Below are 24,861 nucleotides of genomic sequence, written 5' to 3' on the forward strand. Positions count from 1 at the left end.
CGGCGGACAATCAGGGCAATGGACATCGAGTCGCCGGCCAAGCTCATCGAGCTCCTCGACCGGCACGCCTACCTGGCCGACGAAGGGCTGGCCACGGCGGCCTTCCTGGCGCTGAGGATGGGCCGGCCGCTCTTCCTCGAAGGAGAGGCGGGAGTCGGCAAGACCGAGCTCGCCAAGACGCTGGCGACGCTGCTCAAGGCGCCGCTCATCAGGCTCCAGTGCTACGAGGGGCTGGACGCCGCCCAGGCGCTGTACGACTGGGACTTCGCGCGCCAGCTGCTCCACCTGAAGGCCGCGGAGGCCGCGGGCGTCACCGACGTGGGCCGGCTGGAGGGGGAGATCTACGACAGGCGGTTCCTGATCGCGCGGCCCCTGCTCAAGGCCATCGAGACGCAGCCGAGCGTGCTGCTCGTGGACGAGATCGACCGGGCCGACGACGAGTTCGAGGCGTTCCTGCTCGAAGTGCTCTCCGACTTCACGATCTCCATCCCCGAGCTCGGGACCGTCAAGGCCACGAAGCCGCCGGTGGTCGTGGTCACCTCCAACAGGACGCGCGAGGTGCACGACGCGCTCAAGCGGCGCTGCCTCTACCACTGGCTCGAACACCCCAGCTTCGACCGCGAGGTCGCCATCCTGCTGCGCCGGCTGCCCGACTGCACCGAGACGCTGGCCGTGCAGGTGGCGCGGGCGGCCGAGCGGCTGCGGCAGGCGGACCTGGTCAAGCCGCCGGGCGTGGCCGAGACGCTCGACTGGACCGAGGCGCTGCTGACGCTGGGGGCCAAGGAGCTCGATCCCGCCTTGGCCGCGGCGACCCTGGGGGCGGCCCTGAAATACCGGGAGGACGTCTCGAACGTGCTCGGCAACGGGCTGCTGCCCCATGGATGAGCTGGTCGCCACGATGACGGCGTTCGCCAGGACGCTGCGTGCGGCCGGGGTCGCCGCCGACCACGAGCGGACCCAGAACATGCTCAGGGCGCTCGACCACCTCGACGTGGCCGACTCCGGCGAGGTCTACTGGGCCGGGCGGCTCACGCTCTGCGCCACGCCCGACGACCTGCCCCGCTACGACCGGTGCTTCGCCGCGTATTTCGGCGGGGTACGGGCGAGTGTGGCCCGTACGAGCACGACCAGCGTCACCAGGCACCTGGCGGCCGAGACGCGCGGAGAGACGGACGGCGGCGACGAGGGGACGGCCGCGCCCGCGACGGCGAGCCGGGCCGAGGTGCTGCGGCACCGCGACGTGGCCCGGCTGACCGAGGCCGAGCGGGCCGAGGTGCACCGGATGCTGGCCATGCTGAGGTGCGGCCGCGAGCGACGGCGCTCGCGCCGCTTCGAGGGCGCCCACCGGGGCGTGCTCGACCCGCGCCGCACCATCCGCGACGCGCTCAGGAAGGGCGACATCGCCCGGCTCCGGCACAAGAGGCACACCACCCGTCCGCGCACCGTCGTCCTGTTCGTGGACGTCAGCGGCTCTATGGCCCCGTACGCCGAGACCCTGCTGCGCTTCGCCCACGCGCTGGTCAGGAGCGAGCCCCGGGCCACCAAGGTCTACTCGGTCGGCACCAGGCTCACCCCGATCACCGCCGAGCTGCGCCACCGCGACCCCGGCACCGCCCTGAACGAGGTCTCCAAGGCCATCCCCGACTGGAGCGGCGGGACCCGGCTGGGCGACGAGCTCAAGGAGTACCTGTCCCGCTACAGCGCGCGCGGGGCGACCGCCGTGATCGCCTCGGACGGGTGGGAGCGCGGCGACCCCGCTCTGCTGGGGGCGCAGATGGCCAGGCTGGCCAGGCAGGCGCACCGGGTGATCTGGGTCAACCCGCACAAGGGGTATGAGGACTACCAGCCGCTCACGGGCGGTATGCGGGCCGCCCTGCCGTACGTGGACGACCTGGTGGCCGGGCACAGCCTGGCCGCCTACGAGCGACTCAGCGAAAGGCTGGCCCATGCGTGACGTGCTGCCGGAGATCATGAGGTGGTGGAGGTCGGGGCTCAAGTTCGGGCTGGCGACGGTGGTGAGCACGTTCAGCAGCGCGCCCAGGCCGCCGGGCGCGGCCATGGCGGTGCGCGGCGACGAGGTGGTCGGCAGCGTGTCCGGCGGGTGCGTCGAGGGCGCGGTGTTCGAGCTGGCCGCCGAGGTCGACGAGGCCGTCCTGCAGCGGTACGGCGTGAGCGACGACGACGCGTTCGCGGTCGGGCTCACCTGCGGCGGCATCATCGACATCCTCGTCGAGCCGATCTCGATCGAGACCTTCCCCGAGCTGGGGGAGATCGCGATGTCCGTGGACGCGCACGAGCCGGTGGCCGTCGCCACCATCGTCTCCGGCCCCGGGCAGATCGGCGCCCGCCGGGTCATCTGGCCGGACCGCTCGTCCGGCACGCTCGGGCTCGACCGGCTCGACGAGGCCGTGGACGACGACGCGCGCGGCATGCTCGCCCAAGGCCTGACCGGCATCAGGCACTACGGCGGCGAGGGGGAGCGGCGCCTGGACGACCTGGCGGTGTTCGTGCAGTCGTTCGCGCCGCCGCCGCGCATGCTGGTGTTCGGGGCGATCGACTTCGCGGCGGCGGTGGCCAGGGTGGGCAAGTTCCTCGGCTACCACGTCACGGTCTGCGACGCGCGCCCGATCTTCGCCACCGCCAAGCGCTTCCCCGACGCCGACGAGGTCGTGGTCAAGTGGCCCCACGACTACCTGTCCTCCGTCCAGGTGGACCAGCGCACGGTGATCTGCGTGCTCACCCACGACCCCAAGTTCGACGTGCCGCTGCTGGAGGTGGCCCTGCGCACCGACGCCGGGTACGTGGGCGCCATGGGCTCGCGCCGCACCCACGAGGACCGGCTCGCCCGGCTGCGCGAGTCCGGGCTCACCGACGCCGAGCTGGCCAGGCTGCGCTCGCCCATCGGGCTCGACCTCGGCGCGCGCACCCCCGAGGAGACGGCCGTGTCGATCGCCGCCGAGCTGATCCAGCTCCGCTGGGGCGGCTCGGGCCGCCCGCTGTCCAGCACCGAGGGCCGCATTCACCACGAGGGCGCATGAAGAGCGCGAAGGTGGCCGGGCTGCTGCTGGCCGCGGGGGAGGGCGCCCGGCTGGGCACGCCCAAGGCGCTGGTCGAGTACGCGGGCGAGCGCCTGGTCGACCGCGGCGTTCGGCTGCTGGAGGAGGGCGGCTGCCATCCCGTCGTGGTCGTGCTCGGCGCGGCCACCGTGCAGGTGCGCGGCGCGGTGACCGTGCGCAACCCGGACTGGGCGTCCGGCATGGGCTCGTCCCTGCGGGTCGGGCTCGCCGCGCTGCCGCAGGAGGCCGAGTCCGTGGTGATCGCGCTGGTCGACCAGCCGTTCATCGGCCCGGGCGCGGTACGGGCGCTGATCGCCTCGGGCGCCGGGCTGGCGGTCGCCACCTACGAGGGGAGGCGCAGGAACCCGGTGCTGATCGCCCGCGAGCACTTCGCCGAGGTGGCGGAGCTGGCCGTGGGGGACGTGGGGGCGCGGCCGTTCATGAAGGCGCACCCCGAGCTGGTCACCGAGGTGCCGTGCGACGAGCACGGGGACCCGGCCGACATCGACACGCCCCAGGACCTGCGGCTGCTGGAGCCGCACCTAGAGTCGCAGTGAGGCGATGGCGGCGCGGTGGTCGCTGCCGGTCGCGGGGGCGACGCCCGCCTTGGTCGCCGTCATGCCCTTGAACAGGATGTGGTCGGGCCGGGTGATCGGGAACTCGGACGGCCAGGTGAACCCGAACCCGTCGCCTGCCACGATCTGCGCGTCGCTCAGCGGCGGGGTCAGCCCCCGCATGCCGCGGTCGGTGGTGGCGGTGTTGAGGTCGCCGAGCAGCAGGATGCGCTTGCTCGGGTCGTCGTCGATGAGCCGTCGCGCGTGCGCGAGAGAGACGTCGCGCGAGGCGGTCTCCCCGGGGCGGGCCGAGGCCAGGTGCATGACGTAGACGGTCACCTTGCCCTTGGGGGTGGCGACCACCGCGCGCAGCGCCCGCGGCCAGCCCAGGCCGATGTCGAGCGGCTTGGTCTCGCTGATCGGGTAGCGGCTCCACAGGCCGACCGTGCTGACCGGATAGTGGTACTTGAACATCTTGTTGAGCTGCTTGGCCGCGGGGCCGCCGCTGGTCAGCTCCTGGGCGGCCAGCAGGTCGAGGTCCTTGGCGATCATGCGGACGGCCTCGCCCGAGGCGTTGTTGGTCACGCCCACGTTGACCGTGCCGACGGCCAGGTCGCTCGGGCCGCCCGGCGGCGTGCGCAGCAGCGTGGAGCCGAACATCGCCGCCCACACCACCCCGGGCACCAGCGCCGCGATCACGGCCGCCCTGGAGCGTGCCAGCGCGGCGGCCAGGAGCAGCAGCGGGACGGTCACCCCCAGCCAGGGCAGCAGGCTCTCCATCACCGGCGTGAATCCGCCGAGCGCAGGAATCAGCTGGTGTCCGGCCATGGCCACGGCGACCACGGCGGACACGATGACGACCAGCCGACTCAGCACCTGATCCAGGCTAGTGGCTCCCTGCCCGCCACGCCGACGCGATAGCCTGTTCGCGTCGCAACGGAATATCATTCGGTTTCATCGGGAGCCCGGCATGCGCATCGGTATGGCACTCAACTACTCGGGCGGCTTCAAGGAGACGGTGGCCGAGCTGGCGGACTACGAGAAGGCCGGGCTCGACATCGTCTTCGTGGCCGAGGCCTACAGCTTCGACGCCGTCAGCCAGATGGGGTACATCGCGGCCAGGACCGAGCGGCTGGAGATCGCCTCCGGCATCCTGCCGATCTACTCCCGCACGCCGACGCTGCTGGCCATGACGGCCGCGGGCCTGGACTACGTCTCCGACGGGCGCTTCACGCTCGGCCTCGGCGCGTCGGGGCCGCAGGTGATCGAGGGCTTCCACGGGGTGCCGTACACGGCGCCGCTCGGGCGTACCAGGGAGGTCATCGAGATCTGCCGCCAGGTGTGGCGGCGCGAGCGCCTGGTGCACGAGGGCAAGCACTACACGCTGCCGCTCCCGCCCGACCAGGGCACGGGCCTGGGCAAGGCGCTGAAGCTCATCAACCACCCGGTACGGCCCCGCATCCCGATCGTGATCGCCGCCATCGGGCCCAAGAACGTCGAGCTCGCCGCCGAGCTGGCCGAGGGCTGGGAGCCGATCTTCTACGTGCCCGAGAAGGCCGCCGACGTGTGGGGCCGGTCGCTGGCCGCCGGCAAGGAGAAGCGCGACCCCGAGTTGGGCGAGCTGGACGTGATCGCGCAGGCGTCCCTGGCTGTCGGCGACGACGTGGCCGGGCTGCTGGAGTTCGGGCGGCCGATGGCGGCCCTCTACATCGGCGGCATGGGCGCCAAGGGCCGCAACTTCTACAACGACCTGGCCAGGCGCTACGGCTACGAGAAGGAGGCCGAGCGGATCCAGGACCTCTACCTCGAGGGCAAGAAGGACGAGGCGGCCGCCCTGGTGCCCGGCGAGCTGCTGGAGAGCATGTCGCTGATCGGCAGCGAGGGGTTCGTGCGCGACCGCGTCCAGGCGATGAAGGAGTCCGGGGTGACCACGTTGAACGTGGCGCCGCTCGGCAGGACGCACGAGGAGCGGGTCCGGCTGATTGAGCTGATCAAGGACATTGTGGGGTGAGTCACACCCTTTAGTGGAATACGTCCGTTTTAACGGGTGTTGTGGGAGCTCGTGAGGTTCTCCCTGGTGTTCGTGTGGCTCGTCGAGCGGCTGCACATCGATCTGTGCCGGTTGCACGGATCGCTCTGTCGCTGAACCGCGTCAGCCTCGATCACCCCTTCCTCACCTGGCATGCCCGCTCGCGCGGCGGGCCGGCATGCCCTTTCCCCGGGAGCTTCCCCCACCCATGAAGAGATTCTCCTTCTCCCTGCAACTGCTGGCCGGCCTCGCGGCCGGCATCGCGCTGGGCTTCGCCGCCAAGATCTGGGACGTGGCCTGGCTGGCCGAGACGCTGACCCGGATCGGGCAGATCTTCGTCCAGCTACTCAAGCTCGCTGTGCCGCCCCTGGTCTTCACCGCCGTGCTGGTCAGCGTGGCCAACCTGCGCAACGTCAACGGCGCGGCCAGGCTCGCCTCCAAGACGCTGCTGTGGTTCCTCGTCACCGCGTTCGTCTCGGTGGCGCTCGCGATCGGCCTCGGCCTGCTCATCAACCCCGGCCAGGGCGTCACCCTCGACACCGCCGCCGCCAAGGCCGTGGACACCGAGGGCGCGGGCACCTGGCTCGACTTCGTCACCGGCATCCTGCCCACCAACATCGTCACCGCCTTCACCGAGGTGAAGGTCCTGCAGATCGTCTTCCTGGGGGTCGTGCTCGGCGCGGCGGCCCTGGCGGTCGGCGAGAAGGCCGAACCGTTCCTGAACCTCGCCCGCTCCGTCCTGGAGCTGGTGCAGAAGGCGCTGTGGTGGGTCATCCGCCTGGCACCCCTCGGCACCGCGGGCCTGATCGGCAAGGCCGTGTCCACGTACGGGTGGGACCTGCTGGCGCCGCTGGCCAAGTTCAGCGCCGGGGTGTACATCGGCTGCTTCATCGTGCTGCTGGCCGTCTACCCGACGGTGCTGGCCGTGTGGGGCAAGGTCAACCCCGTCCAGTTCTTCCGCAACGCGTGGCCCGCGATCGAGCTGGCCTTCGTCTCCCGCTCGTCCGTCGGCACGCTGCCGCTGACGCAGCGGGTCACCGTCGAGCGCAACGGCGTGGACCGCGACTACGCCTCCTTCGCCGTGCCGTTCGGCGCCACCACCAAGATGGACGGGTGCGCCTCGGTCTACCCGGCGCTGGCCGCGATCTTCGTGGCCCAGGTGTTCGGCGTGCCCCTCGGGTTCGGCGACTACCTGCTGATCGCGTTCGTGTCGGTGGTCGGCTCGGCCGCCACGGCGGGCCTGACCGGCGCGACCGTCATGCTCACGCTCACGCTCAGCACGCTGGGGCTGCCCCTTGAGGGCGTCGGCCTGCTGCTGGCCATCGACCCGATCCTCGACATGATCCGCACCGCGACCAACGTCGCGGGGCAGCTCGTCGTCCCCGTCCTGGTGGCGCGCTCGGAGGGCCGTCTGGACGAGGCCGTCTTCAACGCGCCGCCCCAGCCGCTGGACGTCGCCGCGCCGGTGGGCCGCGTGCCGCAGCCCGCGGCGGCCTGACCTCGCCGCCCGGCCCGCCCCATCATCCCGCCCCATCATCCCGCCCGGCGGGATGATGGGGCGGCAGTGTCTGCGGGGCCCTATGGTGGTCGGAAATCCTGATTTTCGAGTAATTGGCGGGGATATGTCCGACGCGACGCCGTCCTTGGTCGCTGACCGGTATCGGCTTGACGAGCGCATCAGCAGCGGGCCGATGGGTGAGGTGTGGCGAGGGTACGACACGCGGGCTGACTGGGTCGTGGCCGTGAAGGTGCTCGGCGCCCGGGTGGCGGGGGGCGCGACCCGGGAGGTGCTCAGGCAGCACGCCCAGGCCGTGGCCCGGGTCATCCATCCGAACGTGGCCATGGTGCTGGACGTCGGCGACCACGACGGGGCGCCGTTCCTGGTGATGGAGTTCCTCACCGGCCCCAGCCTGGGTGAGGAGCTGGCCGCGCGCGGTCCGCTGCCGATCGTCGAGGTGTGCGACCTCATCGGGCAGGCCGCGGCCGGGCTCGACGCCGCGCACCGGGCGGGGGTCGTGCACGGGCACGTCGCCCCGCACAGCTTCCGGATGGCAGGGAGCGGGGTGCTGAAGGTCGTCGGGTTCGGGATGGACGACCGGGTGCCGGGGGACCCGCGGTACGTGGCGCCCGAACGGGCGGCGGGGCAGGAGGCCGCGGCCGCCGGGGACCTGTACGCGCTGGGGTGCGTCTGCTACGAGCTCCTGTGCGGCCGCCCGCCCTTCGGCGACGAGGCGGGGGATGATTCCGGCGGCGCTTCCGGGCGGGGTGTGCCCGCTCCGCCGAGCGCGTCGAGGGCCGAGGTGTCCGCGGAGCTGGATCGGCTCGTGCTGGCCATGATCGCCGAGGATCCCGCGCAGCGGCCCGGCAGCGGTGAGGCGATCCGGCGGGCGCTGGCCGCCATCGCGCGGCCGCGCGCCAACCCGGCCGCGCCGCCCGCCGCGGCGCCACCCATGCCGCCCGGGCCCGGGCAGGCTCCCCCCGGGTCGCTTCACCCTGGGGCGCCCCATCCTGGGGCGGCTCCCGCCGGGTCGCCTCCGCCCGGGGCGGCCATGCCTGTGACGGGCGTTTCCTTCCGGGACGGCGGCGTGCCGTCCAGTGGGCCGGGCGGCGCGCCCGGGGCCGGGACGTTCGGGGGCGACGGATCGACCGAGGTCTTCCAGGTCCCCGGGCACGGCGGGCCTCCTCCGAGGGCCGGTGACACCGCCGTCTACCAGGCGGGCGACCTCGAGCCCGCCCCGGCGTCGAACCGCAAGCTCATCCTCCAGCTCGGCGCCGCCGTGGTGGTCATCGCGGTGGTGACCGTCGTCATGGTGATGTGGGCGGGCGCGAGGAAGGAGGAGCCGCTGACCGCCTCCACCCCGACCGCCGAACCGACCACGCTGCCGAGCACACTGCCTACCACGCTCCCCACCGAGGAGCCCACGCCGGACGCCACGCCCGGCCTGGTGAGCACCCTGGGACCGACCTCGCTGCGCGAGACGGTCCAGCCCAAGGCCACCCTGGGCGAGGCGATGCCGCCGGGCGGCTGGCGCAAGTGGCTGTCGGAGTTCGACGAGGCGCTGATGGCCCAGCAGGCCATGGGCGCGATCGACCCCAAGGTCGCCGGCAAGGCCCGCGACAAGATCAGGAAGGCCGCCAGGAAGTTCGAGGAGGGCCGCATCGACGCGGGGATCGACCAGGTCGCCGGCGTTTACCACGACCTGAGGCGGGCGCAGGAGAAGGGCGACATGGGCGGGTCCGGGCCGGCGGCTCAGGTCCTGAACGACTGGCGGCTGCCCGACGACTAGGAGCTCAAGGCGGGCTCGGCCGGGTGGCGGGCGATAGTGACGTCAGGGGCGGAACACGTACATTGGCGCCATGAGCGTCGACTACGTGGCACGCCGGGCCCGGCTCGCCGGGTTGCTGCCCGCCCGTGAGGTGACCGCCCTGCTCGTCACCTCGCCCGTGAACGTCCGCTACCTCACCGGGCTGGTCAGCTCGAACGCCGCCGTCCTGGTCAGGGCCGGCGGCACCGCGCTGCTGGCCACCGACAACCGCTACATCGAGGTGGCCCGCACGCTGGACGTGCCGTCGATCGAGGCGTACGACGTGGAGAGCGCGCTGGCGGAGCCGGGGGCCGGGATCGAGGCGGCGTGGATGAGCGTGGCCACGTACCGGCGCCTGGGCGGGGGGCTGGTGCCGCTGGAGCCGGTGGTGGAGCTGCTGCGGGCGGTCAAGGACGACGGCGAGCTGGAGCTCCTCCGTACGGCCTGCGAGATCACCGACCAGGCATTTGCCGATATTTCAGGGAAAATCGTCCCGGGGATCACCGAGCGCGACCTCGCCCGCCTCCTCGACAACCGCATGACCGAGCTGGGCGCCGACAAGCCCGCGTTCGACACGATCGTGGCCGCAGGCGAGAACGGCGCGATCCCGCACCACGCCCCCTCCGGCAGGGAGCTGCGCGCCGGCGACCTGGTCACCATCGACTTCGGCGCCCGCTACCAGGGCTACCACGCCGACATGACCAGGACGGTCTGCCTGGGCCCGCCGACGGACTGGCAGCGCGAGATCTACGACCTGGTCGCCGAGGCGCAGCGGGCCGGCAGGCACGCGCTCGCGCCGGGCGCGGGGGCCAGGGAGGTGGACGCGGCGGCCCGTACCGTCATCGAGGACGCGGGGTACGGGCGCCGCTTCCGGCACGGGCTGGGACACGGAGTCGGCCTGGAGATCCATGAGGAGCCGTTCCTCGGCCCCTCGCGGACCGGTAGACTAGAGGATCGAGTTCCGATCACCGTCGAGCCCGGGGTCTATCTCCCGGGCCGGGGCGGGGTTCGCATCGAGGACACCCTGGTGACACGTGAGGGCGGGCCGGAACTTTTCACGAAGACGACCAAGGAGCTGCTCGTCCTTTAGAGCGGCCGCACGCGGGAGAAGAACGAGTGGCGACGACCAACGACCTCAAGAACGGCATGGTGCTGAAGCTCGAGGGCGGTGAGCTCTGGGCCGTGGTCGAGTTCCAGCACGTCAAGCCGGGCAAGGGTGGCGCGTTCGTGCGCACCAAGCTCAAGAACGTCCTCTCCGGCAAGGTCGTCGACAAGACCTTCAACGCCGGCGTGAAGGTCGACGTGGCCAACGTCGACAAGCGCGAGATGCAGTACTCGTACAAGGACGGCGACGACTTCGTGTTCATGGACACCGAGACCTACGACATGGTCAACGTGCCCAACAACACCGTCGGCACCGCCGCCAACTACATGCTGGAGAACACTCTGGCCACGGTCGCGTTCAACGAGGGCTCGGCCCTCTACGTCGACCTGCCCGCCGCGGTCGAGCTGACCATCGCCGAAACCGAGCCCGGCCTGCAGGGCGACCGCTCCACCGGCGGCACCAAGCCCGCCACGCTGGAGACCGGCGCCGAGATCAAGGTGCCGCTGTTCATCACCACCGGCGAGAAGGTCAAGGTCGACACCCGCAGCGGCGATTACCTCGGCCGGGCCTGAGGTGTCGGCACGCGGCAAAGCACGCCGGCGGGCGCTTGACATCCTCTTCGAGGCCGAGCTGCGCAGCGAGGATCCGCTGAAGATCCTCGCCGAACGCGTGGAGCGGCAGGAGCCCCCGGTGAACGAATACACCTCGACCATCGTCGAGGGCGTCGCCAGACACCACGCGCGCATCGACGAGCTGATCACCACCTACGCCGAGGGCTGGACCCTCGACCGGATGCCCGCCGTCGACCGCAACCTGCTGCGCGGGGGCACGTACGAGCTGCTCTGGATGCCCGGCGTGCCCGAGGGCGTGGTGATCAGCGAGTGGGTGCACCTGGCGGCTGAGCTGTCCACGGACGAGTCGCCGCAGTTCGTGAACGGGCTGCTGGCCCGCTTCAAGCAGCTCAAGCCAAGCCTCACCCTTTAGACACCGTCAAAAGGGGGAGTTCGGGGTACGTTCCAAAGAAATAAGGCGTACCTTCCAAAACACAGGGTCCGAAGACACAACACGACGCCTGCCCGCACGGCTCGCCGAGACGAGGGCCGTGCGTTGTCACACGGCCGGGCGCCTATGCGCGCAAGCCTGACGTGTGGCCAGGGGGCGTGCGGACAAGTGGCGCGTCACCAGCCGCGACGCGCCCCTTGCCGCTCGTCCGGCGGTGCGTATCGTGTGGGCATGGTGACCGAGGACGACGTACGCCGGCTCGCCCTGGCGCTGCCCGGGACCGTCGAGAAGACCATGTACGGCACGCCCGCCTTCTACGTCCGCGGCAAGTGGTTCGCCCGGGTGCGTGAGGAGGGCGACGTGCTGGTGCTGCCGGTGGGCTCCGAGGAGGAGAAGGCGGGGCTGATCGCGGCCGAACCGGCCGCGTTCTTCGCGACCCCGCACTACGACGGGTCCGCCGCCGTGCTGGTGCGGCTCGGGGCCGTGGACGCCGAGGAGATGGGCGAGCTGCTGACCGACGCCTGGCGGCTGCGGGCGCCCAAGCGGCCGGCCGCCGGCTTCGACGCCTGACCCCGCCACCTGACCCCGCCACCTGACCCCGCTACCCCGGCATCGACGGCGACCCGCCCGGGCGGCGTGCGCGACCCGGGAGCGGGCGGTGCCGGTGACGGCGAGCGGGGGACCGGCGCACGGCGTAGGCTGGGGCCCGACCGCGAAGAAGCGCAGTTCACGATGTGCGCGATCGCGAGGGCCCGGAGCGCGGGCCGTCGCGAGGGGAGAGGGAGGCGAGCCGACGTTGCGTGCTGAAGGCGTCACGAGGACCCCGGCGGTGCGGACCGCCGTCGTCTGGGACGCGTTGCGGTCCGCGCTGGCCGAACGGACGGCGGCGACCGGCCGGGAGGGGCTCGACATCGTCGATGCCGGGGGCGGCACCGGCGGGTTCGCCGTGCCGCTGGCGGCGCTGGGTCACGCCGTGACCGTCGTGGATCCGAGCCCCGACTCGCTGGCCGCGCTCGAGCGCCGCGCCAAGGAGAAGGGCGTGCGCGTGCGGTCCCTGCAGGGCGACGCCGCCGACCTGGGCGAGCTGCTCAGCCGCGACAGCGCCGACCTGGTGCTCTGCCACAGCGTGCTCGAATACGTCGAAGACCCGATCAGCGCGCTGACCGCCGTCGCGGGCGTGCTGCGCAGGGGCGGCGCGGTGAGCGTGCTGACCGCCAACCCCGTCGGCAGCGCGATCCACCGGGCGCTCGCGGGGCAGTTCGACGAGGCGCGGGCCGTTCTCGACGACCCGCGGGGCACCTGGGGCGACCGCGACCCCACCCCGAGGCGCTTCGGCGCCGAGACGCTCTCCGAGCTGCTGGCCGCGACCGGGTTCGCCGTCGGCGCCGTCCACGGCGTGCGCGTCTTCGCCGACCTGGTCCCGAGCAGGCTCGTCGACGGGGAGCCCGGCGCCGCCGAGGCGCTCGTCGCCCTCGAGCAGGTCGCCGCCACCCACCCCGTGCTGCGCGACATCGCTACTCAGCTGCACGTGCTCGCGCACAGGTCATGAGGCGCCGGCACTGGGTATAGAACGCATGTTCGGATAGAATCGGCGGCGTGTCTCGCAAGCAGATCACCGGCATCGGCCCCGCTCCACGCACCGGGGCCGACGACAGCGGCTGCCCGATCCTGCACGTCGACATGGACGCCTTCTTCGCCAGCGTCGAGCTGCTCGAGCGTCCCGAGCTGCGCGGCCGCCCGGTGATCGTGGGCTCGCCCGCGGGGCGCGGCGTCGTGCTCAGCGCCACGTACGAGGCCAGGGCCCACGGCGTGCACTCCGCCATGCCGATGAGCAGGGCGCGCCGGCTCTGCCCGCAGGCCACGATCATCCCGCCCAGCCACGGCAAATACTCCGAGGTCTCCAAGGGCGTCATGGAGATCTTCCACACGATCACCCCGATGGTCGAGCCCATCGCTTCCGACGAGGCGTTCCTCGACGTCGGGGGCGCCAGGCGCCGGCTCGGCCCGCCCGCCGTCATCGCCGCCATGATCAGGGAGCAGGTCCTCGACCGTTACGGCATCACGTGCTCGGTCGGCGTGGCGAGCAGCAAGTTCGTGGCGAAGCTGGCCAGCAAGCAGTGCAAGCCCGACGGGCTGCTGGTGGTGCCCGCCGACCAGGTCGTCGACTTCCTCCACCCGCTGCCGGTCTCGGCGCTGTGGGGCGTCGGCGAGCGCACCGAGCAGTCTCTCGTACGCCTCGGCATCCGCACGGTCGGCGACCTGGCCAGGGTGCCGCCCGCCACCCTCCAGCGCGAGCTCGGGCAGGCCGTGGGCGGCCACCTGGCGGCGCTGGCCTGGGGCCGTGACGAGCGGGCGGTGAGCGCCCACGTGCCCGACAAGAGCATCGGCAACGAGGAGACGTTCGCGGCCGACGTGGACGATCCCGAGGTGATCAAGCGGGAGTTGCTGCGTCTTTCCGAGCGGGTGGCCGCCAGGATGCGTAAGGGCGGACACGTGGGAAGGACTGTAAGTGTGAAGCTCCGCCGCGCTGATTTCACGACGATCAACCGCTCGCGCACACTGCGCGAGCCGACCGACGTGGCCCAGGTGATCTATGCCACAGCCTGCGAGCTGTTCGAGGCGGCCGGCCTCCAGCGCGTGCGGCTGCGCCTGGTCGGCGTGAGGATGGAAAACCTGCGCCCCGCGGGCGAGGCCACCCACCAACTCGGCATCGGAGAGCGGGAGACCGGCTGGCGCGAGGCCGAACAGGCCATGGACAAGGCGATCCGGCGATTCGGTCCCGATGCGGTGCTCCCAGCATCGCTCGTACGTGGCAAGCTTGATGATGTAGAGACATGACGCAGATGTCCGGATTTTTATGGGGTATCGGTGTCGCGATTTTGGGGGAAGGGGGGCGAGATGGGCCACAATGGAGCCATGACGACACCTCCGGTTTGGTCTGCGTTGGACGTTTGCTTTCGCCTACGTCTACAGCCTCGTATTCTGGGGATAACCGACCGCGAGGTTCGGACACCCCGTGTCGTCCGTTGCCGTCTTCCCCGTCCTGGGGCTGTCCTTGGGAGGCGCCGTGCCGCTCTCTGAGCACGAGCAGCGCTTGCTCGACCAGATCGAGCAGGCCCTCTACGCCGAGGACCCGAAGTGGGCCAACACCGTAAGGATCAGTGACCCGCGCAGCCATTACAAGCGTCGTCTGATCAAGGCCTCCATCGGCTTTGCTCTCGGCGTCGTCATCATGATGGTCGGCGTGGTGATGAGTGGCAGTGCCCTGATCCCTCTCGGCGTCGGCGGTTTCGTGGTCATGCTCGCCGCGTGTCTGTGGGGCCTGTCCAGTTGGAAACGCATGAACGGGTTCGGTGACTCCGCGCCCGCCTCGGGCTCGGCCCCTCCTCCGGGCAAGCAAGCCCGTCGGCCGCGCCGGGGGACGTTCATGGAGCGCATGGAAGAGCGCTGGCGCCGCCGCAACGATGAGCGCTGACCGCTGACCTGCGGAGCCGCCCGGACACGCGTCCGGGCGGCCCTCGTGTGGGAGGCGGCCCTTCCGGGTCCCGTCGTGCGCTCGTCCGCCCAGGCGCGCGACGGCGCAACCGGTGGCCGCCCGTCCCCTGCCCCCAAGGTGAGCCCGGCCAGGCGCCGGCGTTCCCGCTGCCGAAAACGAAACCGGCCGTCCCCCTCGACGAGGGGAACGGCCGGTCGCGTCGGTCGGTCAGGAGCCCTTCTGGGCGGACGTCCGCCGCAGCCTGATGTTCTCCAGCAGGTCGAACCCGTCGAGCAGGCGCTCGCCCAGCCCCCGCAGCCGCCGCAGCGTGGACGGCGGCAGCAGCACCGCCCGCAGCCGGCGCCCGCGTGACACCGTGGCCGCCAGCGCCTGGCGCACCTGACGCAGGTCCTTGCGCAGCGGCCCGATCTGTCCCGGATCCCTGGCGAACAGCACCCGCTCCACCGCGGACGCGATGGCCGTGATGGCCGCCGCCGAGTCGGCGTCGAACTCGTACTGCTGGGTCAGCCGCCGTGCCAGCGCCCGCGGGGTCTCGCTGAGCTGGCGGGCCATGCCGTAGTCGTACAGCACGTCGTCCAGCTCCGCCCACGCGGCGGCGACCGACGGATGGCCGCCCCCCGACTTCGACGCGATCCGGGCCGTCAGATCGTCTGACGGCTCCGAGACCTTCCAGCCCAGGGTGCGCACGCGCCGGTTCCTGGTGATCAGACGCAGGCCCGCGGGGATCAGCAGCACCAGCAGCAGCGCCGCCGCGCCGATGCCGATCTGGCCGATCAGCGGCATCGAGTCGTCCGTCGGCAGCCCGCCGGTGGCGACCACGCCCTCGCGGTCCAGTTCGCGAGGGTTGCGCCGGGCCTGCGGGTCGACCGGCTCGTCAGCGGACGAACTCGTCGAACCCGGCGTCGGCGTCGACGCCTCCCCGGTCGCCTCCGGCCGGGGCTGGGTGTACTCGGGCACCCGCGCGCTGCCCTGGCCGGCCGAGCCCGCGGGAGTCGGCTCGAACGGCAGCCAGCCCACACCCTCGAAATACAGCTCGGGCCAGGAGTGGGAGTCGTTCGTGCCGACCTGCCACCGGTCGCCGACCTTCGTGCCGCCCGTATAGCCGATGGCCACCCGCGACGGGATGCCCACCAGCCTGGCCAGCACCGCCATCGATGCGGCGAACTGCTCGCAGTAGCCCGCACGATCGCGCAGCAGGAAGTCCCGCAGCGCCGAGTTGCCGTGCCCCTGCGTGCTGAGGCTGTAGGTGAAGTCGCCGCCGGTGAAGAACTGCTGCAGCTTCACCGCCGCCTCGTAGTCCGTCTTGGCGTTCGCGGTCAGCGTGGTCGCCAGCTCGGCGATCTCGGGCGGGAGGTTGTCCGGCAGCCTCAGGAAGCGGGGATCGACGCTGGGCCGGGTCCCGCCGAGCGAATCGAGCAGGTCCGGCGTGGGCTCCGGCTCGCTCGTGGTCACCTCGTACTCGACGCCGGCGGCCTCGTCGCGGGTGGAGAAGACCATGAGCGTGTCCACGTCCGCCCGCCAGTCGCCGTCGATCTGGATCTGTCGCGGCGGGTACGGCAGCGGCAGGAACTGCAGCTTCGTGATCTCGTCGCTGATCCGGATGTCCGTGGTCACGGTCTTGACCTTCGGCTGGGGACCGAGACCGGGCGGCGCCGGGAGGGGGCCGTTGTCCGTCCTGTTCTGCGGGGCACCCTTGGGCTCCGTCATGCCGAACTGCTGGCCGTCGAACGTGTCGAGCGCGAAGATCCGCAGATAGCGGGGTTTGTCGTCGTTGTTGGCGTAGGTGAGGACCACGCGCCGTTCCGGCAGCTCCAGCTGGCCCTTCAGGTTCGCGATGGGGTTGGGGATGCTGATCGAGTTGCCCCGGCCCGAGCCGCTGCCGCCCACGCCGAACGTGAAGAACGACACCGGCTCCATGGCCGGCAGCAGGGCGGGCACCAGCACCGCCAGCACGATCGCGGCGAACCCGATGCGCTTGCCCGACAGCCGCAGCCCGCTGGTGTCCGCCGAGGTGCGGGCCTCGGGCCGGGAGGACGTGGCGCGGGTCGTCCGCCGTACCAGCACCGCCCTGCCCCAGTGGCCCACCCGCTCGCGCCCGTCGGCGATCAGCAGGCCGATGAACCCGAGCGCGGCCAGGATGAACGCCGGCCAGCTGATCGGGTCGGGCAGGATCGTCGCCGGCACGGTGGCCAGCGCCAGCAGCGGCAGCCCGGCCAGCGCCGCCTTGCGCAGCCGCGCGGCCAGCAGGTCGACGGCGATCGCGATCAGCGCCACGCCGCCGGCGGTCAGCAGCGTGATGCCCTCGGTCTCCGGCACGGGAGCGGCGAAGCGCTGGATGTCGGCCCAGCCGACCCCCAGCAGCCTGCCCAGTTCCACCACCGACCCGCGGGTCGGCACCACCAGCGCCCACGCCTTGGCGGAGGCGAACGCCGCGGTCAGGTAGACCCACACCGCGAGCAGCGCGACCAGCGGCGCCGCCCACGCGGGCAGCGACAGGCGGCTGCTCAGCAGGCCCGCGGCCATCACGGCGAGCACGGCGCCCAGCGACGACCAGAACCAGGAGCCGCCCTGGAAGAGCGGGTAGAGCAGGAACGCCGCGGCGAACGCGGCCACACCGGAGGCGACGGTCAGCCTCATGCCGCGCCTCCCGCGGGGTTGAGCGCGTATCTGTCGCGGTTGGCGGCGTTCTGCCAGACGGAGGCGATCGAGGTGCCCGCGGGCAGGCGCACGATGCGCCAGCCGTACCCGGCCAGGACCGTCTGCACGGCCTGGTGGTTCTCGGCGGCCGCGCGGTCCCCGCCGTCCCACGTGCTCACGTCGAGCATCACCGCCACCGCGGTGATGCCGCTGTGCCTCAGCCTGGCCAGCTCTCTCGCCTCCTCCGGGTCGAGGTCGCCGAGCACGGCCACGATCAGCCCGTCGCCCCCGCCCTGGCGCAGGGCCGAGACGCCCATCTCCAGGGAGCGGGCCGGGCTGTGGCGCACCACGGCGAGGGTGTCGAGCAGCGACCAGCTCAGTCCGGTGTCGGTCAGGTGCTCGGCGCCCTGGTCGGTCACCAGTCGCAGGCCGAGGCCCTCGCGGGCCAGGTGCACGCCGATCGAGGCCGCGGCCGAGACCGCCACCTCGAACGACGAGCGCGGGCCCTCGCCGCGGTGCGCGTACCTGCGGGTGTCCAGCAGGAGCGCGCCGCGGCTCTGCCACTGCTGCTCCTCGCGGCGCACCATCAGCTCGCCGCGGCGGGCCGTCGAGCGCCAGTGCACCCGGCGCAGGTCGTCGCCCTGCCGGTATTCGCGTGGCGCCACGTCGTCGTCGCCGGCCGCGGCCACGCTCCTGGTACGGCTGTCGCCGCCGCCCGTCCACTCACCCGACAGCCGCACGTGGGGCAGCGCCGCGACGTGCGGCGTCACCACGAGCGTGTCGCTGATCGTGAACGAGCGGGTCAGCTCGACGAGCCCGAACGGGTCGGCGATGCGGACCGACAGCGGGCCGATCGTGTAACGGCCGCGCAGGTCCGAGCGCACCCGGTAGTCGATCTCCCGCACGCCCCGCGACTCGACCCGGTCCAGCACGAACCGGGGCCGCACGCCCAGCGCATAAGGAACGGTGTCCTCGATGAGCAGCAGCCCGGTCGGGAGCCTGGTGACGTTCTCCAGCCGCAGGGTCACGGTGGCCTCGCCGCCGACCTCCGCCCGCGGCGGGTCGAGGCGCCTGGCGCAGCTCAGCCGGTAGCGCGTGCGCGCCACCACCATGGCCGCCAGCAGCGGCAGCGCCGTCACCAGGACGCCGATCCTGAACAGGTCGTTCTCGCCCAGGATGACGGCCATCAGCAGCGCCGCGATGCCGGAGGCGAGGAACGACCTGCCCCTGGAGGTCAGCGCCCGCAGTCCGGCCCTCACGACGCCCTGGCCTCCGGCACCGGTACGCGCCTGATCAGATCGGTCACCACCTGCTCCGGCAGGCGGCGCTGGCCCTGGGCCTCGACGCTGGGCAGCAGCCGGTGCGCCAGCACGGGGATGGCCAGGTCCTGCAGGTCGTCGGGGATGACGTAGTCGCGACCGGCCAGCGCGGCGTGCGCCCTGGCGGCCCGTACGAGCTGCAGTGTGGATCGGGGCGATGCGCCCAGCCGCAGGTCGGGGGAGTGGCGGGTGGCCACGACGAGGTCGATGGCGTACTTCTTGACCGCCTGCGAGACGTAGACGCCGCGTACGGCCTCGATGAGGGCGCGCACCTCGGCCGTCGTCGCCACCGGCTCCAGCTTGTCCAGCGGCGAGGTCTGACCGTGCACGTCGAGCATCTCCAGCTCGGCGTGCGGCTCGGGGTAGCCCATCGCGATGCGCGCGGTGAACCGGTCGCGCTGCGCCTCGGGAAGGGGATAGGTGCCTTCCATCTCGATGGGGTTCTGGGTGGCGATCACCATGAACGGCGTGTCCAGCTGGTACGTCTCGCCGTCCACCGTCACCTGCTGCTCTTCCATGCACTCCAGCAGCGCGGACTGCGTCTTCGGAGAGGCGCGGTTGATCTCGTCGCCGACCACGATGTTCGCGAACACCGGGCCGGGCTTGAACTCGAACTCCCGGGTCTGCTGGTTGTACGCGCTGACCCCGGTGATGTCACTGGGCAGCAGGTCGGGAGTGAACTGCACGCGGCGCACCGGACAGTCGATGGAGCGCGCCAGCGCCTTGGCCAGCATGGTCTTGCCGACCCCTGGAACGTCCTCGATCAGGAGGTGGCCCTCCGCGAGCAGGACGGTGAGCATGATGCGGACGGCGTCGCCCTTGCCCTCGATCACCGATTCGATGGCGTTCCGAATCCGATGCGCGGTGGAGACCAGCTCGTCGAGCTGGGGAGGGACATCATGGGTTACTGCCACCGGGCCTCCATGAGAGAAGTGCGACGGCTGTCCCGTAGGGTGCCTTTGCGGGAGCCATGCCATTCCTTTTCCATTGTGTGTACGACCCTACGACGCTGTGGGTTCTCGGGCGACATTTGTGGATATTCCAGGGAACACCGGTGATGTTCCTGTTCTTGTCGCATAGCAGTACGAATCCCGTGACACGACACCCCACCGGGCGCTCCACTTTCCTCCACAGCGGGCTTCCCGAACGAGCCGAGCCCCTATTTCCGCGGCCTTTTGAACCCTCGACACGCCCATGAGGGTTGACCGCCCGGTCACCCCCCTCCACCCCGCTCCATCGCTCTGACCTGCGGTAACGCAACGGAAACCGATGATGAAGACGGTTCGAATCAGTTGACGGTGGGGAGAAGTGGAGTATGGTGGTGCGCAGTGGAGGGCCCGGTGCACCAGCGCTGAGCGCTTCACGAGGCACGGGAGGTGGGGCCGGTGTTCCTCGGCACCCATCAACCGCGTCTGGACGACAAGGGACGGCTGTTCCTGCCGGCTAAGTACCGTGAGGAGCTGGCGGAGGGTCTTGTGATCACCAAAGGCCAGGAGCGATGCCTCTACGTTTTTCCCGTGGAGGAGTTCCAGCGCATTACCGAGGCTCTCAGCACCGCCCCGGTCACCGCCAAGGCGGTGCGCGACTACAGCCGCGTCTTCTTCGCCAGTGCGTCCGACGAGAAGCCAGACAAGCAAGGGCGTATCACGATCCCGCAGAGCCTGCGTCAGTACGCGGGTTTGGAGCGTGACTGCGTCGTCATCGGGGCCAACACCCGGCTGGAGATCTGGGACGCGCAGGCCTGGGACACCTATCTCAGCGCGCAGGAGCAGGCGTTCGCCGATCTGTCGGAGGAGGTGCTGCCAGGGATCTTGTAGTGACCACGGTCGATCCGTCGGTGTTGTCGTTCGGCGAGGTCTCCACCCGCAACCACTGCCGGTCAGCTGATGCACCTTCCCCGGTGTCAGATGACAGGCGTCCACGAAGAGGGTGCGGATGGGGACCTGGCCGGGCGGCGCCGGGTGGGGACTCAGAGGTGGCCGACGATCGATCTATACGCGTCATCCGCGGGCAAGGGCGCGAGAGGGGGGTTGGAGATGCAGGACAACGCTGGCACGGGCGGTCACGTTCCGGTGATGCTCGAGCGCGTTCTGGAGCTGCTCGGGCCTTCGCTGACCGGCAGCGAGCCGGTCGTCGTCGACGCCAACCTCGGCCTCGGTGGCCACTCGGAGGCCCTGCTCGCCGCCTATCCTTCACTTCATCTGATCGGGATCGACCGCGACCCTTTCGCGATCGACTTCTCGACCCGCCGGCTGAGCCCGTACGCGGACCGGACCACCCTGGTCCACGCCTCCTCCGGTGACCTGGCCGAGGTGCTCGCCCGCGCGGGGCGCACCACGGTCAACGGAGCCCTGTTCGACCTGGGCGTCTCCTCGCCGCAGCTCGACGAGGCGGAGCGCGGGTTCGCCTATTCCTACGACGCGCCGCTCGACATGCGGATGGACACCGACCAGGAGCTGACGGCGGAGCTGGTGGTCAACACCTACTCCGCCCCGGAGCTGATCCGCATCCTGCGCGATTACGGAGAAGAACGATTCGCTCCGCGTGTCGCGGGCCTGATCATCAAGGAACGGGCCAAAGAGGCCATAACCTCGACTAAGCGGCTTGCGGACATCGTGCGTGAGGCGATTCCCGCCGCGACCCGGCGCACCGGGGGAAACCCCGCCAAGAGGACTTTCCAAGCGCTGCGCATCGAGGTGAACGCGGAGCTGTCCGCCCTGGAGGCGGCGTTGCCCGCGGCACTCGACGCGCTGGCGCTGGGTGGGCGAGTCGTCGTGCTCTCGTACCACTCGCTCGAGGACCGGCTCACCAAGCAGGCCCTTACGGCGCGAACCAGGGACACCAGCCCCCCCGGGCTGCCCGTCCCCCTGCCGGCTCACCAGCCGAGGTTCCGCCTCCTGACGAGGGGAGCCGAGCTCCCAAGCGAAGAAGAGCTCGCCCGCAACCCGCGGGCGGCCTCGGCCCGGCTACGGGCGGCAGAGAGGATCCGTGTTGACGACTGAGCAGGAGACCGGCCGGGGAGCGCCTGTCCGCCGCGCGACCCCCAAGACGGGCACGCGCCGGCTCGGGGCGCCGCACCAGTCCAAGCCGCGGCCCCGTCCTGACGTCGAGAGCAAGCTGTCGGCGGCCGAGCGGGCACGCCTCGACCTCGACGGCAAGCGGCCCGGCGCCGAGCGGGAGCGCGCCGACGGCGCCACCCGCGTGCGTCCGGGCACCCGTACGGGCGCAGGCACCGCCGGCAAGCGGATCGCCTCGGTGAGCGCGCAGATCAGGCGGCCGATGGCGCGGCGCCGGCCCGCGCGCAGCCAGCGCGCGCCGTTCGTGCTGCTCGTCGTCGGGCTGCTCTGCGGCGGCCTGGTGAGCCTGCTGCTGCTCAACACCATGCTGGCCAAGGACGCCATCACCGACGCCGACCTGCGCGACGAGATCGCGGTGGCGCGTCAGGAGAAGGAGAAGATCGAGCTGGAATACCAGCTCAAGACGCAGCCCGACGTCCTCGCCACGATGGCCGAGAACCAGGGCGAGCACCGCAACTGGGACAACGTCGACAGCTGGAGCGGCGCGGGCACCGACGGCCAGAGCGGTCAGGCGGACAGGGAACGGTGAGCAACTCAGGCGGCAGGGGGCAGGGACCCGGCCGCGGCGCTGGCGGCGCCGGCTCTCAAGGAGGGCCCGGCGCCGCTCGTCGTACGCCGGGAGGTCCGGGACGGGCGGGGCGGCAGGGCGGCTCCGCACGTTCTGACGGGGGCCGTTCCGACGGGTCGGGCCGCCCGGCGTCGCCGGAGAACCCGCCACGCCAGCCGCGCAAGCGCCCGCCGGACCCGCTCGACCTGCCGTTCGGCCCGGGCGACCCGCCACGGGGCCGTCCGCCGCGCGAGTCCGGCGACGAACCGCGCGGCCGTTCCCGCCGCGACGACGCCGACCGCGCCGACCCGGGTGAGACCGGCCGTCCCCGCTCCGGCGGCGGCCGCCAGAGCGGCCCCGACCGTGCCCGCCGCGACGGCACCCGCCAGAGCGGCCCGGACCGCGGCCGTTCGGGCGGCTCGGGCGGTTCGGGGCGCGGCCGCTCGCGCGGCGACGCCGCGGACGGCACCCGCAGGCGCCCGCGCGACGAGGACGACCGCCCCCGGAGCGGTACAGGGCGGGGCCGCGATGAGGACGACCGCCCGAGGGGTGGCGCGGGACGCGGCCGCGATGAGGACGACCGCTCCAGGAGTGGCGCGGGGCGCAGCCGCGATGACGACGACCGCCCGAGGAACAGCGCGGGGCGGGGCCGTGACGAGGGCGACCGGCCCAGAGGGCGCGCTCCCCAGGGGCGCGACGAGGCCGACCGGCTCCGCGGGCGCGTCCAGGGAGGCGACGAGCGAGCCCGCGGCCGGCAGGAGGACGACGCGCCGCGCCGCGGCCGGCAGGAGGACGACCTCCGGAGCCGGGCCAGGGAGGACGGCGCGCTGCGGCGTCCCCAGGCGGGCGGCCCGAGGCCGCAGGCCGCCAGGCCGGAGGCGGCCCGGGGCAGCGAGCGGGTGGCGGCGCGCCGCGGCGGGGAGGTGCCCCCGCCCAGAGGGCCGCGCCGTCCGCCGCCGCGCCCGCCCAGGCCGCCGCTGGTGCTGCGGCTCGGCAACCCGCGCAGGCGCATCAACATCGGCCTGATCGGCATGACGTTCGTGCTGTCGATCTTCGCCGGGCGGCTGATCCAGATGCAGGGCCTCGACTCCAAGGTGTACGAGGCTGCGGCGGTGGGCCAGCGCACGCACACCGAGCAGATCCCCGCCGAGCGCGGCTCGATCACCGACGTCAACGGCCACGGCCTGGCCATCACCGTCGAGGCGCGCGAGCTGTCCATCGACCCGTCCAAGGTCACCCCCCAGACCCGGGCCAAGTGGGCCGCCCTCCTGGCCCAGCAGCTCGGCAAGAGCGAGCAGGAGATCTCCGCCAAGCTGGCCAGGACCAACACCCGCTACCAGCGCCTGGCCACGGACGTCGACCCGGTCGTGGCCACCCGCCTGCAGCAGGCCGGCGTGCCCGCGCTGGCGGCGAAGAAGACCTACCGCAGGCTCTACCCGGCGGGCGACCTGGCGGGCAGCCTCATCGGGTTCGTCGGCGACGAGGGCGCCGGGCTGGGCGGCATCGAGCAGGCCAGGAACACCCTGCTGGCCGGCCAGGACGGCGAGCAGCGCGTCGAGACGGGCCGCGACGGCCTGCGCATCCCGATGACCAGCAGCCAGCACACCGCCCCCGTCAACGGCCAGGACGTGCGGCTGACGATCGACCGCGACATCCAGTGGGCCGCCCAGGAGTCGATCGCCGAGCAGGTCGAGAAGGCCGGCGCCGACAGCGGCACCGTGATCGTCATGGACGTGCAGAGCGCCCAGATCATCGCCATGGCCAACGCCCCCGAGCTCGACCTGAACAACTGGCGCAAGGCCCCCGCGTCCGCGTACGTCAACAAGGCCGCCGCCGACGTGTTCGAGCCCGGCAGCACCAACAAGGTGATCACGGCCGCCGCCGCGATCGAGGCCGGCGCGGTGACGCCCGACACGGTGTTCCAGGTCCCCGACCGGATCAAGTGCGCCGACCAGGTGCTGCGCGACGCGCACCCGCACAAGGCCGAGTCGATGACGTTCCGCCAGGCCGTGGCCGAGTCCAGCAACGTGGCCACGATCATGGCCGCGCGCAAGGTCGGCAGCGAGAGCCTCTTCCGGATGCTGAAGGCGTTCGGGTTCGGCACGCGGCCGGGTGGCGGCGTGCCGAGCGCGGAGGCCGGGCTGCTGCCCGACTACAAGAACTGGTCGGGCAGCCAGAGCTGTACCGTCGCCTACGGGCAGGGCGTTTCGGTGACCGCGCTGCAGATGGCCAGCGTCTACCAGACCATCGCCAACGGCGGCGTCAAGATCGAGCCGCGGATCGTGGCCGGCACGACGGACACGTCCGGCAGGTTCGTTCCCGCTCCCGCAGGTAAGCAGACCAGAGTGGTGAGCGCGACGACGGCGAAGGAGATCACGACGATGCTGGAGACCGCGGTGAGCGCGGAGGGCACGGGAGAGCTCGCGGCCATCCCCGGCTACCGGGTGGCGGGCAAGACGGGCACGGCCAACCGCTACGATGCGAAGCTCGGCCGGTACGAGGGCTACACGGCCTCGTTCGTCGGGTTCGCGCCCGCCGACAAGCCCCGGCTGGTGGTGCTGTCGGTGCTGCAGAACCCGAAGAACGGCCACTTCGGCGGGCAGTTGGCGGCCCCCGTGTTCAAGGATGTGATGACGTTCGCCATCAAGAGCAAGAAGATTCCTCCCACAGGCTCCGCCGCGCCGCCGGTGCGGATGCGCGCGGGACAGTGACCAGGGAAGGTACGCTCTCGCCG

Annotated in this window: 23 protein-coding genes; 19 read left to right on the top strand and 4 right to left on the bottom strand. The window is 71.9% G+C overall.

The window, feature by feature from the left end:
• Positions 1–18 precede the first annotated feature (18 nt).
• From ACWDRB_RS04690 to ACWDRB_RS04705, 4 genes are read left to right on the top strand one after another with little or no spacing between them, the layout of a single operon-like run.
• Positions 19–885 (top strand): AAA family ATPase, encoded by an 867-nt coding sequence (locus ACWDRB_RS04690; protein ID WP_357728785.1) that lies wholly within the window; start codon positions 19–21, stop codon positions 883–885.
• Positions 878–1,954 (top strand): vWA domain-containing protein, encoded by a 1,077-nt coding sequence (locus ACWDRB_RS04695; protein ID WP_449891864.1) that lies wholly within the window; start codon positions 878–880, stop codon positions 1,952–1,954. Before ACWDRB_RS04690 ends, ACWDRB_RS04695 begins: the two co-directional genes overlap by 8 nt.
• The gene (locus ACWDRB_RS04700; protein WP_363963658.1) at positions 1,947–3,038 is read left to right on the top strand and encodes an XdhC/CoxI family protein; all 1,092 of its coding nucleotides are present in this window, start codon (positions 1,947–1,949) and stop codon (positions 3,036–3,038) included. The genes ACWDRB_RS04695 and ACWDRB_RS04700 overlap by 8 nt, the downstream gene beginning before the upstream one ends.
• Positions 3,035–3,613 (top strand): nucleotidyltransferase family protein, encoded by a 579-nt coding sequence (locus tag ACWDRB_RS04705; protein ID WP_355191704.1) that lies wholly within the window; start codon positions 3,035–3,037, stop codon positions 3,611–3,613. The genes ACWDRB_RS04700 and ACWDRB_RS04705 overlap by 4 nt, the downstream gene beginning before the upstream one ends.
• Here the strand turns inward: ACWDRB_RS04705 and ACWDRB_RS04710 are convergent.
• Positions 3,599–4,486 (bottom strand): endonuclease/exonuclease/phosphatase family protein, encoded by an 888-nt coding sequence (locus tag ACWDRB_RS04710; protein WP_355191706.1) that lies wholly within the window; start codon positions 4,484–4,486, stop codon positions 3,599–3,601. The genes ACWDRB_RS04705 and ACWDRB_RS04710 overlap by 15 nt on opposite strands.
• Positions 4,487–4,580: 94 nt before the next feature.
• On the opposite strand from ACWDRB_RS04710, the gene ACWDRB_RS04715 reads away from it, so the two are divergent.
• The 11 genes from ACWDRB_RS04715 (at position 4,581) to ACWDRB_RS04765 (ending at position 14,526) form a co-directional block, all read left to right on the top strand.
• Positions 4,581–5,621: an LLM class F420-dependent oxidoreductase gene (locus ACWDRB_RS04715; protein ID WP_397366024.1), complete on the top strand. Its 1,041-nt coding sequence runs from the start codon at positions 4,581–4,583 to the stop codon at positions 5,619–5,621.
• A gap of 72 nt (positions 5,622–5,693) precedes the next feature.
• Entirely contained in the window at positions 5,694–5,756 is a 63-nt protein-coding gene (locus tag ACWDRB_RS04720; protein WP_350729229.1) for a putative leader peptide, read from the top strand.
• Positions 5,757–5,847: 91 nt separating this feature from the next.
• Positions 5,848–7,137: a dicarboxylate/amino acid:cation symporter gene (locus tag ACWDRB_RS04725; RefSeq protein ID WP_449891865.1), complete on the top strand. Its 1,290-nt coding sequence runs from the start codon at positions 5,848–5,850 to the stop codon at positions 7,135–7,137.
• 124 nt (positions 7,138–7,261) lie between these two features.
• A complete protein-coding gene (locus ACWDRB_RS04730; protein ID WP_449891866.1) occupies positions 7,262–8,926 on the top strand; it encodes a serine/threonine-protein kinase in 1,665 nt (554 codons plus the stop codon).
• A 70-nt stretch (positions 8,927–8,996) separates the two neighbouring features.
• A complete protein-coding gene (locus ACWDRB_RS04735) occupies positions 8,997–10,034 on the top strand; it encodes a M24 family metallopeptidase (RefSeq protein ID WP_449891867.1) in 1,038 nt (345 codons plus the stop codon).
• A 26-nt stretch (positions 10,035–10,060) separates the two neighbouring features.
• On the top strand, positions 10,061–10,621 hold the full coding sequence (efp, locus tag ACWDRB_RS04740) for an elongation factor P (protein WP_350729143.1): 561 nt from the start codon (positions 10,061–10,063) through the stop codon (positions 10,619–10,621).
• Between the two features lies 1 nt (position 10,622).
• Positions 10,623–11,033, top strand: coding sequence for a transcription antitermination factor NusB (gene nusB / locus ACWDRB_RS04745; protein WP_350729145.1), 411 nt, complete (start codon positions 10,623–10,625; stop codon positions 11,031–11,033).
• A 249-nt stretch (positions 11,034–11,282) separates the two neighbouring features.
• Positions 11,283–11,621, top strand: a complete 339-nt coding sequence (locus tag ACWDRB_RS04750; RefSeq protein WP_449891868.1) for an MmcQ/YjbR family DNA-binding protein — start codon at positions 11,283–11,285, stop codon at positions 11,619–11,621.
• 226 nt (positions 11,622–11,847) lie between these two features.
• Positions 11,848–12,600 carry a methyltransferase domain-containing protein gene (locus ACWDRB_RS04755; RefSeq protein WP_350729149.1) on the top strand — a complete coding sequence of 251 codons (753 nt, stop codon included), beginning with the start codon at positions 11,848–11,850 and terminating at the stop codon, positions 12,598–12,600.
• Between the two features lie 47 nt (positions 12,601–12,647).
• The gene (dinB, locus tag ACWDRB_RS04760) at positions 12,648–13,889 is read left to right on the top strand and encodes a DNA polymerase IV (RefSeq protein ID WP_449891869.1); all 1,242 of its coding nucleotides are present in this window, start codon (positions 12,648–12,650) and stop codon (positions 13,887–13,889) included.
• A 229-nt stretch (positions 13,890–14,118) separates the two neighbouring features.
• Positions 14,119–14,526: a DUF3040 domain-containing protein gene (locus ACWDRB_RS04765; RefSeq protein WP_350729151.1), complete on the top strand. Its 408-nt coding sequence runs from the start codon at positions 14,119–14,121 to the stop codon at positions 14,524–14,526.
• A gap of 228 nt (positions 14,527–14,754) precedes the next feature.
• Here ACWDRB_RS04765 and ACWDRB_RS04770 read toward each other — a convergent pair whose 3' ends face one another.
• The 3 genes from ACWDRB_RS04770 to ACWDRB_RS04780 are packed head-to-tail and all read right to left on the bottom strand — an operon-like array spanning position 14,755 to position 19,480.
• Positions 14,755–17,184 (bottom strand): transglutaminase family protein, encoded by a 2,430-nt coding sequence (locus tag ACWDRB_RS04770; RefSeq protein ID WP_449891870.1) that lies wholly within the window; start codon positions 17,182–17,184, stop codon positions 14,755–14,757.
• Positions 17,181–18,443: a DUF58 domain-containing protein gene (locus tag ACWDRB_RS04775; protein WP_350729155.1), complete on the bottom strand. Its 1,263-nt coding sequence runs from the start codon at positions 18,441–18,443 to the stop codon at positions 17,181–17,183. Before ACWDRB_RS04775 ends, ACWDRB_RS04770 begins: the two co-directional genes overlap by 4 nt.
• A complete protein-coding gene (locus tag ACWDRB_RS04780; protein ID WP_397366034.1) occupies positions 18,440–19,480 on the bottom strand; it encodes an AAA family ATPase in 1,041 nt (346 codons plus the stop codon). The genes ACWDRB_RS04775 and ACWDRB_RS04780 overlap by 4 nt, the downstream gene beginning before the upstream one ends.
• 408 nt (positions 19,481–19,888) lie before the next feature.
• Here ACWDRB_RS04780 and mraZ point away from each other — a divergent pair, with 408 nt between their 5' ends.
• The 4 genes from mraZ to ACWDRB_RS04800 all read left to right on the top strand — a co-directional run bounded on the left by mraZ (position 19,889) and on the right by ACWDRB_RS04800 (position 24,838).
• A complete protein-coding gene (gene mraZ / locus ACWDRB_RS04785; protein ID WP_090930667.1) occupies positions 19,889–20,320 on the top strand; it encodes a division/cell wall cluster transcriptional repressor MraZ in 432 nt (143 codons plus the stop codon).
• A gap of 219 nt (positions 20,321–20,539) precedes the next feature.
• Positions 20,540–21,505 (top strand): 16S rRNA (cytosine(1402)-N(4))-methyltransferase RsmH, encoded by a 966-nt coding sequence (rsmH, locus tag ACWDRB_RS04790; protein WP_449891871.1) that lies wholly within the window; start codon positions 20,540–20,542, stop codon positions 21,503–21,505.
• A complete protein-coding gene (locus ACWDRB_RS04795; RefSeq protein ID WP_350729160.1) occupies positions 21,495–22,109 on the top strand; it encodes a hypothetical protein in 615 nt (204 codons plus the stop codon). Before rsmH ends, ACWDRB_RS04795 begins: the two co-directional genes overlap by 11 nt.
• 998 nt (positions 22,110–23,107) lie before the next feature.
• Entirely contained in the window at positions 23,108–24,838 is a 1,731-nt protein-coding gene (locus tag ACWDRB_RS04800) for a peptidoglycan D,D-transpeptidase FtsI family protein (RefSeq protein WP_449892299.1), read from the top strand.
• Positions 24,839–24,861 lie beyond the last annotated feature (23 nt).

The sequence above is a fragment of the Nonomuraea sp. NPDC003707 genome (assembly GCF_053587055.1).